Source organism: Methanolacinia paynteri, assembly GCF_000784355.1.
In the GTDB taxonomy this organism is placed as follows: domain Archaea; phylum Halobacteriota; class Methanomicrobia; order Methanomicrobiales; family Methanomicrobiaceae; genus Methanolacinia; species Methanolacinia paynteri.
On the sequence record NZ_KN360939.1, the window covers coordinates 1 to 16,507 of the forward strand.

The following is a 16,507-nucleotide window of genomic DNA, read 5'->3' on the forward strand; positions in this document are numbered from 1 at the left end:
AAGGTTCCCCCTCCCTATTACCCTCCCCCACATGGCGATAGGTCGCAGTCGGGGATGGACGAGCATCCCCTCCTACTCCATGAATTTTGTCATTCCTTAATCATCTCAGGATGTTTGTTCTCTCCGGCCGAGGCTACCCGTGAGGGTAGCGTCTAGGCCGGGTTATCGCCATAGCGCAAAGCCCTGAGGTCAGGGCGTGTTCGCGAAGCGGATGCGAAGCGAACTTGCGCAAGGGTTGCCCTAGGGAAAATCTTGTTATTAGTCATCAGGAGATTAGGGAATCCTCCTCCCTCTTGTCCGGCTCATTAAAAAATTTAAAAAAAATCAGAAGACACTGGCTTCCGAGTAAACATTGATCTCGTCTTCCTCGATCTCGTAGGGTTTGATCTCCCTGGAATGATTCGAGCTCCTCATCTTGACGACCTCAACTGCCGTGTGAACCTCGGCGAGATCGTCCGGGCGGATGTACTTCAGGACGACGACGGTGTCCGCAAGATACTCGATAAGGCCGTACCGGCTTGCATATGCATCGTTCCTGTTGTGTTCGCTCGTCATGAGAACAGTGCATTTCAGGTCGCGGAGGATCTCGACAAGCCTGAACATCTCGAGCCTCCTCTGGGATTCGTCGTCAAAAAGACCTTCGAAGAGGGAGATGGGGTCGACTATCACTCTTTTTGCACCTATCTCGTAGATAAGTTCAGGGAGTTCGTTCCTGATGCTGTTTATGGAAAGGTTGAAGTCCGTAGGATCAAGCTTGATCACGAAAAGAGTCAGGTCGCGGTATTTCTCCAGTTCGAAACCACGGTCCTCGATCTTTTCATAGATTGTCTCCTTCTTCTCCTCAAGACTGATGTATACGACCGTTTCATTATTTTTAAGGCCGTCATATGCAAACTGGAGGGCAAAAGTGGTCTTTCCGGTACCGTATGTCCCGATTATCGAACAGATGCTGCCTTCGATAAGCCCCCCGTCCATCATTTCGTCGAGACCGTCGATGCCCATTTTGACCCTGTTCTTCTTCATATAACTACCCTGATGTTGCTGACCTCGAATCCGGCTTCCGTCGTGATTTTCGATGCGAACTTTACAAGATCATTCTCTTCGAGATGGGGCATGGCTCCGCTGAATTTAACGAAGTACATGATCCTCTGCCTCTTTCTGCCCGTGCTCTCTTCCCACTTGAAATCGATAATTGCATCGCAGCAGTCCGCAACCTCCATGAGCTTGCTGTGTTCGAAGATTCCCTCAGAGACAAGTATGTATATCGTGGTTCTCCATGTTTTCGCGACTCTCTGCAATCCTCTCAGAAACTCTACGAGCTGTTTCCATTCCTCAGGATTGTTAATCGTCGTATTCAGATCCGTCAGCGAATCGATGATGATCAGACTTTTGTTCTTGATCTTCCTGAGGCTGTTCGTCAGTTCGGCGACAAGGCTGTCGGAAACTTTGCCTTTTTCCTTTTCAGTAAGAAGCGAGGTACGCGAGTACCATCCTCTCGGGACGACACTCTTTTCGAAGTAGAAGTTGGAGAGATCAATAAAAGAGATATTGTCTTCTATTGCTGTTACGAGGTCCTTCTTGTACGAGATCTTGATCTCATCTATAATTGATGACGTAAGTCTTGTGAAGGATACATAGACCATCTGTTCGGGAAGGATTCTGTTATCTCCGTTCTGGCCGGCCGCTTTCATTTTTGAAAGATATATCATTGAACTCTGGACAAATTCCCTGTTCCCGGCCCCTTGTTCGCCGATGAGCAGGACGACCGACCCCGGCGGAACTCCTCCGTCCAGTACCGGATCGAGGGAAGATATACCGGTCGGCATACGCTCGTTCAGATTGTCATTCATCCTAATGATAAATTCATCTGCCTTTTATGTAAACATTTTGCTGAAACCAAACGCTAAAACTTCCACCTGCTGACGAAGCCATAAAATCAGACGGATTCTGATTATGATAATTTATATATGAACAGTTGTCTTTTATTAAATCAGGACCGTATATATTGCCCGAAGACTAATTTGATACACTGGAGTTATGTAATATGCCTTTTCCCGGTTTTCATAAGAAAAAGAAGACTGATCCTTCTGTCGGCAAAGAACCCGAAGAGCCGAAACTCGAGGATATTTTAAAGAAGATCAACGGAGTGAATGATGCCGGAAAAGAAGAGAATAAAGAACCGGCAGATCTGCCCGACAAACCGAATCTCGGGGATATTATAAAAAATATCAACAGAGCTGATGATGCGGGAAAAGAAGAGGAAATTGAACCCGCAGGCACGCCTGAACCTGATTCTCTTACATCTTCCATTGTAGAAGAGACACCGGTGCCGGCCAGTGAGGAACCCCGGGAATCGGTTGAGGTAACTGCACCCGAAGAGCCTGAAGAAAGAGTAATCAGTGCAGAAGATTCTGTAGAGGCCGTGGGATCAGTTGAGGAAACTGCCCCTGAAAATCCTGAAGAAAAGGAAATCCAGGAAGAAGGTTCTGTTGAACCCGTAGGATCAGTTGAGGAAATAGCCCCTGAGACTCCTGAAGAAAGCGTGGTCCTAACAGAGGATTCCACCGAACCCGTGTCGGTTCAGGAACACCCTGAAGAGCCGGAAAAAGATGAAATTTCCGAAAAGGAAGAAATCGGAAACATAGAAGAACCGTCTGATCAGCCCGTCAGGGAACAGGTAAAGGGACAGGAAGAGGAATGGCCTGAGTCCGTTGAGAAAGCAGAGACCACCGGGAAGGACGAAGGCGGCGGTGAGGATCTAAATTATATCAAAAAGAAGAAAAAGTCGTCAAAAGCCCGTGTCCAGGATGAAAAGAAGGGCCTGCTCCTGAAGAAGAAGATCGAAAAGATCCGCCTGTATGATTTCGGGACAGACGGTCCTCTTGTGGACCCTATCCTTCCTGAAGGATACGTTCTCAGGGATGAATACTGGATACACGAAGGAAGATCAAAGGTTCTTATCGCGAAAAATCCTGAAAACCATCTCGAAGAGTATCTCCTCTATGAACCGAAATTATCCAGTTTCGAAAGAGAACTCGCAGAGAGGCTCTATGAAGACATGAGGGATGTCCTGATTCTTACAGACGAGGAGATCCTCGAGGATCGCGAGAGTGTCCTTATGGATAAGATGAACCACCTTCTGCATGAATATAAGGTTAAAATCGAAGATGATGCCCTCTTTAAACTCCAATATTATCTTCTCAGGAACTTTCTCGGGTGGTCGAAGCTCGACTCCCTCATGTTCGACCCGAATATTGAGGATATATCATGCGACGGCTCGGACATACCGTTATTCCTGTACCACAGGAAATTCAGGAATATAAAGACGAACATCTCCTTCGATGAAGACACTCTGTATTCTCTTGCCATACTCCTTGCACAGAGATCGGGAAAGCACATATCCGTCTCCCAGCCAATGCTGGATGCAACCCTGCCTGACGGTTCGCGTCTCCAGCTGACACTCGGAAAGGTGGTTACAAGCAGGGGAACCTCGTTTACGATTCGTAAATTCCGTGAAGAGCCGTTTACACCTATCGAACTCATCGACTATGGCACATTCAATGTCGACCAGCTTGTCTACTTCTGGCTTGCAATCGAGAACAACAAGAGCCTGCTATTCGTCGGAGGAACAGCAAGTGGAAAGACGACATCGCTCAACGCCGTATCGCTCTTCATCCCGCCTCTCTCAAAAGTGGTGAGTATTGAGGATACAAGGGAGATCACTCTCTTCCATGACAACTGGCTTGCGACGGTTACGAGGGAGGCTGTAGTCGAGACATCCGGGGCCAAGGTCGATATGTTCGACCTGCTGAAGGCAGCAATGAGGCAGAGGCCGGAGTACATCCTTGTCGGTGAAGTGAGGGGTGTCGAGGCCCAGACTCTTTTCCAGGCGATGAATACCGGGCATACGACCTTCTCCACTCTTCACGCAAACAGCGTGGACGCCGCTATCCACAGGCTCGAAAATCCCCCCCTGAACGTTCCGAGGAACATGGTTCAGGCGCTTGACATAGTTTCGATACAGGCGCTTGTATACAGGGGGCAGGACAGGGTCAGGAGAGCGATGGAGATCGTCGAGATAGCGGGAATCGATCCCGGAACAGGAAATCTCCGTGTAAATACTGTTTTTGAATACGACCCTGTAAAGGATATCCATACATATTCAGGCAGATCTCAGGTATATTCCAAAATCCTTGAGATTCGCGGCTGGAGCAGGGAGGAGATGAACGAGGAGATAGAGAGGAGACGCAGCATAATCCAGGCCATGCACGACCAGGGAATTATAGATTATATAAATGTCACCAAGATATTCCAGGCTTATTTCATCAATTCCGCCAATGTTCTAGAACATATAGGCGATCTTAAGAAGGCATTTCTATGATAGTCGACAGGTATGTCAGCTGGAAACTTAAGAGGAACCCCGATGCATTTATGCAGCTCCATGCGGATTTGATATCCGCGAGGATGGGCATCACTCTCAGCCGTTTCCTGCAGATATGCCTGATCAGTGCCCTGGTGACCGGTTTTTCCGCAGGAATTGCGGCCGCTCTTTTCGCATCATTTATTTATATACCGAGAGTTTCGATACAGATCTATAATGTATTCAATCTCCAGCTTCCGTCATATTATATCCCGCAGCTGAACCAGACGAACTTTGCCATCCTGGCATTTTTTGTGATATTTGTCCTGCTGTCGTTTATCTCGTACCAGGTGATGCTAAAATATCCCTCGATCAAGAAAGCATCCAGGACGACAAAGATCAATCTCTCCCTGCACAACGCGGTTTCGTATATGTTTGCAATGAGAAGGGGTGGTGCCGAGATGCTCGACATATTCAGGTCGATGTCAGAGAACGCTGTCGTTTACGGTGAAGTCGCGATCGAGTTCAGGCAGGTTTTAAGAGATGCCGAATACTTCGGCCACGACCTGATCTCCGCACTGGAAAACCTCAGCATGACCACACCTTCGGAGAAACTCAAGGATTTCCTGGAAGATCTGGTGTCCGTCACGGGGAGCGGCGGAAACATCTCCGAATATCTTGAGGGAAGGGTGAGAATGTACCAGGAGGAGGCAAGATTCGAGCAGCTTCAGTTTCTCTCGACCCTCCAGATAGTTGCCGAAGCATATGTTACCGTCTTTGTCGCAGGGCCTCTGTTTCTGGTCATAATAATGGTCGTTATGGGAATGGTCGGATCATCCGCCGTTCTTGAATTCAGCCTGGTGGCATATGTACTTCTTCCCGTAGGTGCGGTGATATTCATTCTCTTTATCGACATGATGTCGCTGTCCGATGAGGTTGCGGAGAGATATACACGCATTACCGAGATGAAACAGTTCATTGATGTTCCGATCGAAGACAAAGAGGATGATGTCCGCAATTACAAGGCCCTGGACTGGTACGACCGGCTGAAGGCGATACGGGGTTTTTTCACCAGTCCATTCGACTGGTTCATAGTGAATGCGAACAGGACCCTTTATTTCACGGTTCCGCTTGCTCTTATATACATTCTTGCTGTCTATCTGGTTACACCCCAGTACTCGGATACTGAGCTCTATATTGCGGTGGTCGACGATCACGTGATAATCGCCATGCTTATAGTGATCATTCCGTATGCCGTTTTTTTTGAGTTCTGGCGGCGAAAGCTCAAGGCGATCGAGTCCTCGATTCCGGATTTCCTTGAGAGGCTTTCGGGTATAAACAGGGTCGGCCTCACTATAGCGGGTGCAATCAATGTTCTTGTCAAGGCCAACTTGGGGCTTATTTCTTACGAGATACGGAGAATAAAGAGAGACCTGGAATGGGGCGCGAGTGTAAATGATGCTCTTATACGTTTTGAAGAGCGTGTGAATACTGCGGCAATTGCGAGAACTGTAACGCTGATTACCAAGGCCAGCGAGATGACCGGGGATATTGGCGAGGTGCTTGGAATTGCATCGGCCGATGCAAGGATGAACGAGACTCTCAAGAAGGAGAGGCAGGGTGAGATGTTCATCTATACCGTAATCATCTACCTGGCGTTTGTCGTATTCATCTTCGTGGTTGCAGTGCTGAATACGAACTTTCTCGAAATTCTTGAACAGCTCAGCAATGTGACCACTAGTTCCGGGTCGTCGATCGCCGGGGCATCGGAGTTTTCGATGGCGACTAATATGGATGTCGACGTATTCAGGCGCCTGTTATATCACACCTGCCTTATACAGGCGATATTTTCAGGTATCATTGCAGGTCAGATGGGTGAGGGAATGGTAAAATCGGGCATAAAACACGCCGGAATTATGCTCATTATTGCGCTGGTGATATTCAACCTGTTCATATAGGTCGTGTGAATTCCTCTTTAACAGGATGATAGATATATATTCATATAGAGGATGAATGTCAAAGAAACAGATGCCTTAAAACAATCCCTGAAAATAAATAATATTCATTCTCTATTCTGTAAACGGGTGCAAATACAATAATAACTAAATAAATTGTCAGGTTATAATTATCTTATAAACGACAAGTCAGGGTTTGCCAGGGTTAATATATGTTGATATTGCAGGAGCGATGCGAAGGCTTCACCGGCCTGGAGGCGGCTATTGTTTTAATAGCTTTTGTTGTAGTTGCATCAGTTTTCGCATTCTCAGTAATCGGTGCGGGGTATTTTGCAACCCAGCAGACCCAGAGCACTGCATACACGGCACTTCAGCAGACAGGTTCGACTCTTGAGGTCCTTGGTTATGTACACGGAATAAAAAGAGCGGATGATGAGATCGGTGCCATACAATTCAACGTTGGTCTCGCCCCTGGAGGCAAATACATAGATTTCAGCAAGATGGTTCTCACCTGGACCACCAGAGATGAGATCAGAATCTATGATGCGAACGAGCCTCTTTACAATACCACGATCGATGAAGGAAAATGGGGGATTGTGGGGATCAAACCCACGGATGCGGCCGGTGATACGGTTCTTGAATCCGGTGAAACATATACGATCTATGTCAACCTGGCCCCGGGGGAAGAACTCGGGCCCGGGGAGGAATTTTCGCTTGAACTTACATCTACATCGGCGATGTCCCTGATAATCAGCAGAAGTGCACCCTGGCAGATCGACAATATAAATAACCTCTATTAAATATATTCTTCCTCATTGCTGTTATGAGAGATTTCGAGGCTGAAAACCTTAAAAAGAAAAGAGTGGCCCGCCTTTCGATATTGTCAAATACATTTCTTGTCTTCATGAAGCTGGGTGCCGGTCTTGCAGTCGGCTCAATAAGTATAATCTCGGAGGCTGTTCATTCGGCCGTGGATCTCATCGCATCGGCGATTGCTTATATCTCCGTAAAGAAATCAGCAGTTCCCCCTGATATGTGCCACGAATACGGTCACGGGAAGTTCGAGGACATGTCGGGAATTATCGAAGCGCTCCTGATAGTGGTCGCATCGCTGATTATCCTTTACGAGGCTGTCATGAACCTTGTAAGCGGTCATGATATCGCCTCAGAACAGCTGCTCTCCGTCGGAATAGCCGTGATGCTGATCTCGACCATAATGAACCTCTATGTCTCAACGAAACTCTTCTCCGTTGCAAAGGATACCGGTTCGATTGCGCTCGAGAGTGATGCCTGGCACCTGCGGACCGATGTCTTTACCTCTGCGGGAGTGATGGTCGGCCTTATTCTTATACGGATTACCGGTTTTGTCCAGTTTGATGCGATAATTGCTATAGGAATCTCGTTTGTCATCCTGCATGCCGCCTACGATCTCATAAAAAGATCCTTCGCCCACCTTACCGACAGGTCACTTCCTGACGATGAGATGGAGGAGATCCGGGAGGTACTCATGAGATTCTGCGGGAACAACGTAAGTTTCCACGCGATAAGGTCGAGAAGAGCAGGGCCCGATCGTTTCGTCGAGTTTCATCTTACGGTCCCGGGCGATTCAAGTGTAAACGATTCGCATGAACTGACCGACAGGATCGAGGCGGCCTTAAAGTCGAAGCTCGGGCGGATTTTCGTTACGATTCATGTCGAACCTGCCAAAAACAAAAAAGATTAAATGAATCCCTGCCGATTATCTCTCAGGTGAAACTGTAATGTGTTCAGGAGCCGGTGGTTTCGACGTTGAACTGACCCAGCGTCTCAAACCAAAAAAATACAAGTGCAGGAGCTGCGGGGCAACATTCGAGAGCGTGTCAAAGCACCCTGTCTGCCCCACCTGCCAGTCGGAATCAGTAGATGAAGTATGCTAGTCCCTCTTGATGACGAGCTTCTTTTAATCAGGAGAGGGGACCCTTTTTTGCTCGTTGCAAAGGCACCGGAGCTTTTCGTGCTGTGCATAGAGACATATGATAAGGAATTATGCCAGACCGTCGAGGCAGGGGATCTGATCGTTGCCTCCGCGCCGGAGGGAGGAGACGTGAGGCAGGCAGAGATCCTGGTCGAATTGGTGAGGACATATCACCAGCCGGTCTTCGTGATTCCGAAGGATCATCCCGGCTCCGCGAGGCTTTCGATGGTTGTCTCCGCAGGGTCCGCAGTAATTCCAAAGTGCGATATCGTACGCGGGACACACCCGGAGCAGGACGTGATCTGTGCATCGGAAGAGTTCGGAAACCTGCGGCTGTCTTCGGTGCACGGGGGAGTGGAGATCTCGCTTCCGGAGTCAGAGGAGAAATTCTTCTCGATATCGAAGATTCAAACCACAGTGGCCCGCTAAACTCCGGGCCTTTCCAACCGGAGATCGGCGTCTGCTGAAAATGAAATTCACTTTTATCGCGAGACCTTAAAGGGCATCGCAACTTGAAATAAAAATCATTAATAGCCTTCCTACATGATAGTTAATGTATTGCCGTGAGAGGAGGGTTGGATGAAGACTGAGGTCCTCAAGAGCATCAAAGAGACAGAAGAAGAGTACAAATCAATGATCAGCACTGCCCACGAAGAAAAGAAGCGCGCAATCGCTAATTCGGAGCAGGAAGCTGGAAATCTTATTGCGAAAGCAAAGTCAGATGCCGAAGAGTACAAGAACAAGCGCATCGCAGACGCAAGGGCTGAGGCAGCCAAACAATACGCAGAGATCGTCAAAGAAGGCGAGAAGCGAGCTGAAGCTCTGAAAAAGAACGCAGCCTCCAACCTTGACAAAGCAGTGGAACAACTTGTTTCACAGTTCAAGGTGAAGGTCAATGTTTAAAGTCCAGAGGATGAGCAAGCTGCTCATCGCAGCGTCTAAAGATCAGCTTGAACCGGTTATTCGTGAGTTGTACCGTCACAATGTCTTTCATATAGAGGACTTTGTCGACCAGGGGGAGGAAGAATACGAAGGCTTTAAGATCGGGAGACCGATGGAAGGAGCCTCGTCTACCTCCGGAAAGCTTCTAAGGATTCGCTCGCTGGCCAACATGATCGGCGTTTCGCCCGATAATGTAGAGTCAGGTGCAGTGCAGGGTAAAGGTGCACTTTCGACGAAGATCGAGAGTGAACTCCCGAAGATTGAAGAGGAGATCGGTTCCCTAGTGGAACGGCGGAACTCTCTCGAAAGCAGTCTCAGGGAATGTGTCCAGAAAAAGGCGGACCTTGAAACCTTTGCAAAAGTCCCGATGGATCTTTCCCTTCTACGGGGATATGACGGCTTCGACGTTTTTGCAGGAACTATTCCGCAGGACGTCGAGCTGCCGGTCGATTGTGAAAAATATTTCACCGACCAGGTTCCCGGAAACCTCCTGATCGTAGTCGTGCCTAAGGAATCGTCGCAGGAAGCCGAGAGGTTCCTTGTCGATTCAGGGTTTACGGCTGTTGCCATTCCGAACGAGGATGGCACTGCAGAGTCCAACATTGAAAAGTACACTCAGGAGATCACCCGTCTCGAGAGCGAGATTGGTAAGATGTCGGAGCAGATAACTGCTCAGAAAGAAAAATACGCCGAATTCCTGGTGGCATGCGAAGAACTGCTCACGGCAGATGTAGAGCGTGCAGAAGCACCGTTGAGATTCGCAACTACCGAAGAGGCATTTGTTGCCGAAGGGTGGGTGCCATCGGATGTAGTGGAAGGCCTTACAAGCGATCTCCAGGCTGCCACTGGCGGAAAGGTGTTCATCACCGAAGAGGAGATCAACTATGATGAGGATACTGTACCTATCGAGTACGACAGTCCCAACTGGGCAAAGCCGACAGAGGCTTTGATGGACATATACTCGAGGCCGCAGTATACCGAGTTCGATCCGACGCTTCTTGTCGCGATCGTCTTCCCGATATTCTTCGGATTCATTCTCGGAGATATCGCATACGGTGCAATTCTTTTGATTATGAGCTACTGGCTCCGCAAGTATGTCAAAGACAGTATTGCAGGAAACCAGCTGCTTGATGTTTTAAGAAATGCAAGCGTAGCAAGTATAATATTTGGTGTTTTGTACAGCGAATTCCTTGGTTTTGCATGTCCGTGGAACCCTATTATCATGAGCCGTCACTTCAATATCGGGGCGGAGCACGCAGGCCACGGGCCTGATGCGATCCTTCTGCTGATTGTTACGGCATGGGTCGGTATTCTGCATATCACACTTGGAAGAGCTCTTCACGCCAGAAACGCAATGGTTCAGCTTCACCCCGGAGAACACCGCAGCAAGGTGGTCTTTGCCCAGATCGGGTGGATCATCGTCATGTGGGGTATTCTCCTGATGATATGGACTATCGCACCGATCCCAATGATGCCGGATCTTACAGGCGCACTCGCCGTCGCAGGCTACAACATCTTCCTGCTCGTCGGTGCACTGATGATTCTTGTTGGTATTATCGGAATCGGAAGGGATAGTGCACTTGAACTTATGGAACTTCCGACAATCATCAGCCACGTGCTGTCCTATACACGTCTGGCTGCAGTCGGTCTCTCGTCAGTCGCAATCGCGGCCGTAGTCAACTATATTGCTATCGGAATGATGATCGAGCCGGCGATTGCCGATTTCGGAATTGTAAGTATTGTAATGATTATCGTGGGAATCTTCGTATTCCTCATAGGACACACATTAAACACCGCACTTGGTCTTCTTGGCGGTGGTCTACACTCTATTCGTCTGCACTACGTGGAATTTTTCACGAAGTTCTACCAGGGCGGCGGCAAAAAATACGAACCGTTTGGAATTATTAGGAAATTTACGGAGGATTAAAAAATGGTTGATACAATGACACTTGAAGTGGCTCAGGCCTCGGCAGTAGGATTCAAAGCAATCGGTGCAGGTCTCGCAGTGGGTCTTGCAGGAATGGGTACCGGTCTTGCACAGCTCGGTATCGGTGGAGCAGCAGTAGGAGCAACCGCAGAGAACAAAGAGATGTTCGGTCTCGCACTTCTCTTCACGGTCATTCCGGAAACAGTCGTTATCTTTGGTCTTGTAGTTGCACTTCTTCTGCTCTTCACATAAAACGGATTCCAGGAGAAGATAAGACAATGGCATTGGATGCTGTAGTCGGCGAGATAAAGGCAAAGGGCGAAAAAGAGGCCGCTGCAATCAAAGCGGAAGGCAAAGCGGAAGCCGACAGGATTCTTGCGGAAGCCGGAGAGCAGGTTGCAGCCATAAAGACCTCGGCTGAGGAGGATGCCGCAAGGCAGGCCACCCAGATTGTCAACAGGGAGATTGCCGCAGGAAACCTGGCAGTAAAGCGCCAGATTCTGAACGCAGAGAAGGCCCTGCTGGACGAGGTTCACGCTGCAACTGTCAAAGCAATCAGCGATCTGCCGGAGGATTTCCATAAGAAAGCGGTTCGCGAGCTTTGCAAGGCGGCGGCAAAAGAGCTGGGAGAGGGTGTATTCTACTGCAACGAACGCGACAAGGCGGCAGTGGAGCACGCAATCTCCGACTTGAAGACCCTCGCCGGGTTCTCGCTGGCAGGAACAAAAAATATCTCAGGTGGCGTCATTGCCGAGAGCAAAGACGGGCAGCTGCAGCTGGATTACAGTTACGGCTCCTATCTTTCCGAGGTCTGGGAGACCGGCCTTCGGGACGCATCAGAGAAGCTCTTCGGGTAGAGAGGGAGGCAGAAAATGGCTGCAGTAAATACTACAGGCCCTGCTCCCTACATATACGCCTGCACCCGTATGAAGGTGAGAAAGGCGTCCCTCATACCGCGTGAGGAGTATATGCGTATGCTCAACATGGAGCTGCCCGAGATCGCAAGGATCATCGAAGAGACGCACTACAAGGCTGAGATAGATGAGCTCAACTCGTCTTTCTCAGGGATCGACCTGTTCGAAATTGCACTGTCATGGAATCTTGCAAAGGATTACCAGAGAGTAATTGCGATGGTGCCCGGTCACCTTAAGGGATTCACCAAGTGCTATCTCCTTCGCTGGGACATACAGAATGTCCTGACGATCATGCGTGGGAAGTCGCAGGGTGTTCCGCAGGGAAAGATCAAAGAGATAACGATCCCTGCAGGAAGCCTCGACAAGGCAGCTCTCGACAAACTCATCGCGGATGACTCGGTCGACAGGATCGTGGAGAACCTCAGGGGTCATGAACTCTATCCCGTTTTCGAGCGGGAGATGGCCGGAGCCGTCGAATCGGGCTCTTTCGCCCGTATGGAGAACGAGCTCTACAAGGCATACTACGCGGATATCATTCACGCGGCCAAGAGCGGAGTTAAAGGCGGATACGTGTTTCTGCAGTATATCCGCCTGGCCATCGATACGAAGAACCTGATGACGGTATTCCGTGTAAAGGGTTCTCTTGAGAGCGACGACCTGCGCGAACTTATGATCCCCGGCGGAACTTTCTCCGTCGACGAGCTTGTTCGCCTGGCCGGTTCGGAGAGCAGCGACGAGATTATCGAGACGATCAGGAACCGCCTGAATATCGAATCGTTCACGGAAGTTCTTGAAAAATTCAGGGAAGAGAAATCGGTGCACAAGATCGAGACCGCACTTACGAAGGCGAAGCTCGCTCAGCTCGACAAACTGGCGAAACGCTACCAGTTTTCGGTGTGCCCGATTCTGCTCTACCTCGAACTCAAGCAGTACGAGGTTTCGAATATCCGTGCCGTAGCACGCGGCAAGGCGTCGAAGCTCGATGCCGACAGTATCGAGGCGTGCATGGTGGTGTAAGAGATGGAGATCGCAGTTATAGGAAACAGTGAATTCATTCTCGGGTTCCGCCTTGCAGGCATCCAGAAGACCTATGCGGCAGAGGAAAGCGATGTAATCGCTGATCTCGTGACAATGGTCATGGATGACGCCGAGGTCGGCATACTCGTGATGAACGGCGAAGATATGGCAAAACTGCCGCTCAGGATGCGCACCACCCTCTCGGATTCGGTAAAGCCGACGGTTATCGCCATCGGCGGCGAAGAGGGCGGACTTTCCATCAGAGAGAGAATTAAGAGATCAGTGGGTGTTGATCTGTGGAAGTAAAAGGAAAATCAAAAGGAATTCTAAAGAGGATTTCCGGGCCGGTCGTAACTGCCGTCGACCTTGATGCCCACATGTACGATGTGGTGAAGGTCGGAGACGAGCAGCTCATGGGTGAGGTCATCAAGATCGACGGTGACAACGTCATCATCCAGGTTTACGAAGCGACCGACGGTATCCGTCCGGGGGAGCCTGTGGAGAACACGGGAATGTCCCTCGCGGTAGAGCTCGGACCCGGTCTTCTGACAAGTATCTACGACGGTATTCAGAGACCTCTCGAAGTGCTCATGGAGAAGATGGGCAGTTTCATCGAGCGTGGAGTGTCAGCTCCGGGTCTTGATCATGCAAAGAAGTGGGAATTTAAGCCATTAAAGAAGAAGGGCGACGAAGTAGTCCCCGGTGAAATCATCGGAGAGGTCCAGGAGACGAACATCGTCACAAAGATCATGATCCCGCCGACCTTGAAGGGCGGAAAGATCAAGGAGATCAAGAAGGGCGAGTTCACTGTAGATGAGATCGTCTGTGTTCTCGACTCCGGCGAAGAGGTCGCTATGATGCAGAAGTGGCCTGTACGTGTCCCGAGACCTGTTACGGAGAAGAAGAACCCGGACATCCCGCTTATTACAGGACAGCGTATTCTCGACGGTCTGTTCCCTATTGCAAAGGGCGGAACGGCAGCTATCCCCGGACCGTTCGGTTCAGGAAAGACTGTTACCCAACAGGCTCTCGCAAAGTGGTCCGATGCCGAGATTGTGGTCTACATCGGATGCGGTGAGCGTGGAAACGAGATGACCGAGGTTCTTACAGAGTTCCCCGAGCTCGAGGACCCGAAGACCGGAAAGCCTCTCATGGAGAGGACGATTCTTATCGCGAACACCTCGAACATGCCTGTAGCGGCCCGTGAGGCATCGGTTTACACCGGTATCACCATCGCGGAGTACTTCCGTGACATGGGATACGATGTATCGCTGATGGCAGACTCGACTTCCCGCTGGGCAGAGGCAATGCGTGAAATTTCGTCACGTCTTGAAGAGATGCCCGGAGAAGAGGGTTACCCGGCATACCTGTCGGCACGTCTCTCCGAGTTCTACGAGCGTGCAGGACGTGTGGAGACACTCAACCACGACTTCGGTTCGATTACGGTTATCGGTGCGGTCTCCCCGCCCGGTGGTGACTTTTCGGAGCCTGTCACGCAGAACACTCTGCGTATCGTAAAGTGCTTCTGGGCACTTGATGCAAAGCTGTCGCAGCGCCGTCACTTCCCGGCTATCAACTGGCTGAACTCGTACTCGCTCTACCTCGATTCGCTTTCGTCATACTATGACGAGAAGATTTCGCCTGAGTGGAACCCGCTCAGGACATGGGCGATGGCTGTTCTCCAGAAGGAGTCGGAACTTCAGGAGATCGTTCAGCTCGTAGGTTCAGACGCACTGCCCGACGAGGAGCAGGTGACGATCGAGGTCGCACGTCTTCTCCGTGAGGTCTTCCTCCAGCAGAACGCATTCGACCCCGTCGATACATACTGTTCGATGGAGAAGCAGTTCGACATCATGAAGGCGATCAAGAAGTACGCGGACCTCGGCTACGACGCACAGAAGTCCGGCGCACCGATCGCGGCTGTCGTCGGCGTCAAGGCGAAGAACGAGCTTGCACAGATCAAGTTCATCGCCGAGTACAAGCCCGAACTCGAGAAGATCCTGAAGCAGATGGACGAAGAGTTTGCCAAGGTTAAGGAGGCCTGATTAAGATGAAGGAGTATCGCACAGTTACAAAGGTCCAGGGACCGCTTGTATTCGTCGAAAAGACGGAGCCGGTCGGTTATTCCGAACTTGTGAACGTCGTCCAGGCCGACGGCCAGATCAAACGCGGTCAGGTTCTTGATACCTCCGACGATATCGTCGTCGTCCAGATCTTCGAGTCGACTGCCGGTATCGGAAAGGACTCGGGTATCAGGTTCCTCGGCGAGACCATCAAGATGCCTGTCGGAAAGGACATGCTCGGACGTATCCTCTCCGGCGGCGGTAAGCCGAAGGACGGCGGACCCGAGATCGTTCCTGAGAAGAGGCTCGAGATCACCGGTGCGGCTATCAACCCGTATGCACGTGCATCACCCGATGAGTTTATCCAGACGGGTATCTCGACAATCGACGCGACGAACACACTCGTTCGTGGTCAGAAGCTTCCGATCTTCTCGGGTTCAGGTCTTCCGCACAACGAGATCGCTCTCCAGATCGCCCGCCAGGCAAAGGTCCCGGGCTCGGATGAGCAGTTCGCTGTCGTATTCGCTGCAATGGGTATCACGAAAGAGGAAGAGAACCAGTTCATGGCCGACTTCGAGAGGACAGGCGCCCTCGAACACGCTGTAGTGTTCCTCAACCTTGCAGACGACCCGGCTGTAGAGCGTATCATCACGCCGCGTCTCGCACTGACGACCGCAGAATACCTTGCATTCGAACTCGATTACCACGTGCTTGTCATTCTTACTGATATGACAAACTACTGTGAGGCTCTCCGTCAGATCGGTGCGGCACGTGAAGAGGTTCCCGGACGCCGTGGTTACCCCGGTTACATGTATACCGATCTCGCATCGCTCTACGAGCGTGCAGGTATCATCAAGGGCAAGAAGGGTTCGGTTACCCAGTTCTCGATCCTTACGATGCCCGGCGACGATATCACCCACCCGATTCCTGATCTTTCCGGATATATTACGGAAGGCCAGATCGTTGTTTCCCGTGAACTTCACAGGAAGGGTATCTACCCGCCGATCAACGTTATGCCGTCGCTTTCACGTCTGATGAACCTCGGTATCGGCGAGGGCATGACCCGTGAGGACCATAAGAAGGTCTCCGACCAGCTCTATGCAGGATACGCGGAGGGTGTAGATCTCCGCGGTCTCGTGGCTATCGTCGGAAAGGATGCTCTCTCGGAGCGTGACCAGCGCTTCCTGGAGTTCGCGGACCTCTTCGAGAACAGGTTTGTCCGCCAGGGCCACGACGAGGACAGGTCGATTGCGGATTCGCTCGATCTCGGATGGGAGCTTCTTGCGACCCTGCCGGAGGATCAGCTTACACGTATCGACCGCGAGATGATCCACAAGTACCACCCGAAGTACAGAAAGAAGGAGTGAGCCTGGCA

Annotated in this window: 16 protein-coding genes; 14 read left to right on the forward strand and 2 right to left on the reverse strand. The window is 50.5% G+C overall.

Annotation, left to right across the window (positions count from 1 at the left end):
• Positions 1–324: 324 nt before the first annotated feature.
• Both METPAY_RS09790 and METPAY_RS09795 read right to left on the reverse strand, forming a co-directional pair.
• Positions 325–1,023 (reverse strand): KaiC domain-containing protein, encoded by a 699-nt coding sequence (locus tag METPAY_RS09790; RefSeq protein WP_048151937.1) that lies wholly within the window; start codon positions 1,021–1,023, stop codon positions 325–327.
• Entirely contained in the window at positions 1,020–1,850 is an 831-nt protein-coding gene (locus METPAY_RS09795) for an RAD55 family ATPase (RefSeq protein ID WP_048151939.1), read from the reverse strand. Before METPAY_RS09795 ends, METPAY_RS09790 begins: the two co-directional genes overlap by 4 nt.
• Before the next feature lie 194 nt (positions 1,851–2,044).
• Between METPAY_RS09795 and METPAY_RS09800 the strand changes: the two genes are divergently transcribed.
• From METPAY_RS09800 to METPAY_RS09860, 14 genes are all read left to right on the forward strand, one after another.
• A complete protein-coding gene (locus METPAY_RS09800; protein WP_048151942.1) occupies positions 2,045–4,381 on the forward strand; it encodes a type II/IV secretion system ATPase subunit in 2,337 nt (778 codons plus the stop codon).
• The gene (locus tag METPAY_RS09805) at positions 4,378–6,318 is read left to right on the forward strand and encodes a type II secretion system F family protein (protein WP_048151943.1); all 1,941 of its coding nucleotides are present in this window, start codon (positions 4,378–4,380) and stop codon (positions 6,316–6,318) included. Before METPAY_RS09800 ends, METPAY_RS09805 begins: the two co-directional genes overlap by 4 nt.
• Before the next feature lie 209 nt (positions 6,319–6,527).
• Entirely contained in the window at positions 6,528–7,115 is a 588-nt protein-coding gene (locus METPAY_RS09810; RefSeq protein ID WP_048151945.1) for an archaellin/type IV pilin N-terminal domain-containing protein, read from the forward strand.
• 23 nt (positions 7,116–7,138) lie between these two features.
• A complete protein-coding gene (locus METPAY_RS09815) occupies positions 7,139–8,038 on the forward strand; it encodes a cation diffusion facilitator family transporter (protein ID WP_048151948.1) in 900 nt (299 codons plus the stop codon).
• Positions 8,039–8,075: 37 nt separating this feature from the next.
• Entirely contained in the window at positions 8,076–8,231 is a 156-nt protein-coding gene (locus METPAY_RS15155; protein ID WP_169743657.1) for a hypothetical protein, read from the forward strand.
• Positions 8,225–8,698 (forward strand): hypothetical protein, encoded by a 474-nt coding sequence (locus tag METPAY_RS09820; protein WP_048151951.1) that lies wholly within the window; start codon positions 8,225–8,227, stop codon positions 8,696–8,698. The genes METPAY_RS15155 and METPAY_RS09820 overlap by 7 nt, the downstream gene beginning before the upstream one ends.
• A 150-nt stretch (positions 8,699–8,848) precedes the next feature.
• Positions 8,849–9,172, forward strand: coding sequence for a V-type ATPase subunit subunit G family protein (locus METPAY_RS09825; protein ID WP_013328182.1), 324 nt, complete (start codon positions 8,849–8,851; stop codon positions 9,170–9,172).
• Positions 9,165–11,138, forward strand: coding sequence for a V-type ATP synthase subunit I (locus METPAY_RS09830; protein ID WP_048151953.1), 1,974 nt, complete (start codon positions 9,165–9,167; stop codon positions 11,136–11,138). The genes METPAY_RS09825 and METPAY_RS09830 overlap by 8 nt, the downstream gene beginning before the upstream one ends.
• 3 nt (positions 11,139–11,141) lie before the next feature.
• Positions 11,142–11,390, forward strand: coding sequence for a H+transporting two-sector ATPase subunit C (locus METPAY_RS09835; protein ID WP_013328184.1), 249 nt, complete (start codon positions 11,142–11,144; stop codon positions 11,388–11,390).
• Between the two features lie 26 nt (positions 11,391–11,416).
• Positions 11,417–11,995, forward strand: coding sequence for a V-type ATP synthase subunit E family protein (locus METPAY_RS09840; RefSeq protein ID WP_048151955.1), 579 nt, complete (start codon positions 11,417–11,419; stop codon positions 11,993–11,995).
• 15 nt (positions 11,996–12,010) lie between these two features.
• Positions 12,011–13,069, forward strand: a complete 1,059-nt coding sequence (locus tag METPAY_RS09845; RefSeq protein WP_048151958.1) for a V-type ATP synthase subunit C — start codon at positions 12,011–12,013, stop codon at positions 13,067–13,069.
• A gap of 3 nt (positions 13,070–13,072) precedes the next feature.
• The gene (locus METPAY_RS09850) at positions 13,073–13,375 is read left to right on the forward strand and encodes a V-type ATP synthase subunit F (protein ID WP_048151961.1); all 303 of its coding nucleotides are present in this window, start codon (positions 13,073–13,075) and stop codon (positions 13,373–13,375) included.
• Positions 13,366–15,114 (forward strand): ATP synthase subunit A, encoded by a 1,749-nt coding sequence (locus METPAY_RS09855; RefSeq protein WP_048151964.1) that lies wholly within the window; start codon positions 13,366–13,368, stop codon positions 15,112–15,114. The genes METPAY_RS09850 and METPAY_RS09855 overlap by 10 nt, the downstream gene beginning before the upstream one ends.
• Positions 15,115–15,119: 5 nt before the next feature.
• A complete protein-coding gene (locus METPAY_RS09860; RefSeq protein ID WP_048151968.1) occupies positions 15,120–16,499 on the forward strand; it encodes a V-type ATP synthase subunit B in 1,380 nt (459 codons plus the stop codon).
• Positions 16,500–16,507: the final 8 nt, after the last annotated feature.

Coding starts and splice junctions, on each gene's coding strand:
- METPAY_RS09790 (WP_048151937.1), bottom strand. CDS start 1,023: ATGAAGAAGAACAGGGTCAAAATGGGCATCGACGGTCTCGACGAAATG.
- METPAY_RS09795 (WP_048151939.1), bottom strand. CDS start 1,850: ATGAATGACAATCTGAACGAGCGTATGCCGACCGGTATATCTTCCCTC.
- METPAY_RS09800 (WP_048151942.1), top strand. CDS start 2,045: ATGCCTTTTCCCGGTTTTCATAAGAAAAAGAAGACTGATCCTTCTGTC.
- METPAY_RS09805 (WP_048151943.1), top strand. CDS start 4,378: ATGATAGTCGACAGGTATGTCAGCTGGAAACTTAAGAGGAACCCCGAT.
- METPAY_RS09810 (WP_048151945.1), top strand. CDS start 6,528: ATGTTGATATTGCAGGAGCGATGCGAAGGCTTCACCGGCCTGGAGGCG.
- METPAY_RS09815 (WP_048151948.1), top strand. CDS start 7,139: ATGAGAGATTTCGAGGCTGAAAACCTTAAAAAGAAAAGAGTGGCCCGC.
- METPAY_RS15155 (WP_169743657.1), top strand. CDS start 8,076: ATGTGTTCAGGAGCCGGTGGTTTCGACGTTGAACTGACCCAGCGTCTC.
- METPAY_RS09820 (WP_048151951.1), top strand. CDS start 8,225: ATGCTAGTCCCTCTTGATGACGAGCTTCTTTTAATCAGGAGAGGGGAC.
- METPAY_RS09825 (WP_013328182.1), top strand. CDS start 8,849: ATGAAGACTGAGGTCCTCAAGAGCATCAAAGAGACAGAAGAAGAGTAC.
- METPAY_RS09830 (WP_048151953.1), top strand. CDS start 9,165: ATGTTTAAAGTCCAGAGGATGAGCAAGCTGCTCATCGCAGCGTCTAAA.
- METPAY_RS09835 (WP_013328184.1), top strand. CDS start 11,142: ATGGTTGATACAATGACACTTGAAGTGGCTCAGGCCTCGGCAGTAGGA.
- METPAY_RS09840 (WP_048151955.1), top strand. CDS start 11,417: ATGGCATTGGATGCTGTAGTCGGCGAGATAAAGGCAAAGGGCGAAAAA.
- METPAY_RS09845 (WP_048151958.1), top strand. CDS start 12,011: ATGGCTGCAGTAAATACTACAGGCCCTGCTCCCTACATATACGCCTGC.
- METPAY_RS09850 (WP_048151961.1), top strand. CDS start 13,073: ATGGAGATCGCAGTTATAGGAAACAGTGAATTCATTCTCGGGTTCCGC.
- METPAY_RS09860 (WP_048151968.1), top strand. CDS start 15,120: ATGAAGGAGTATCGCACAGTTACAAAGGTCCAGGGACCGCTTGTATTC.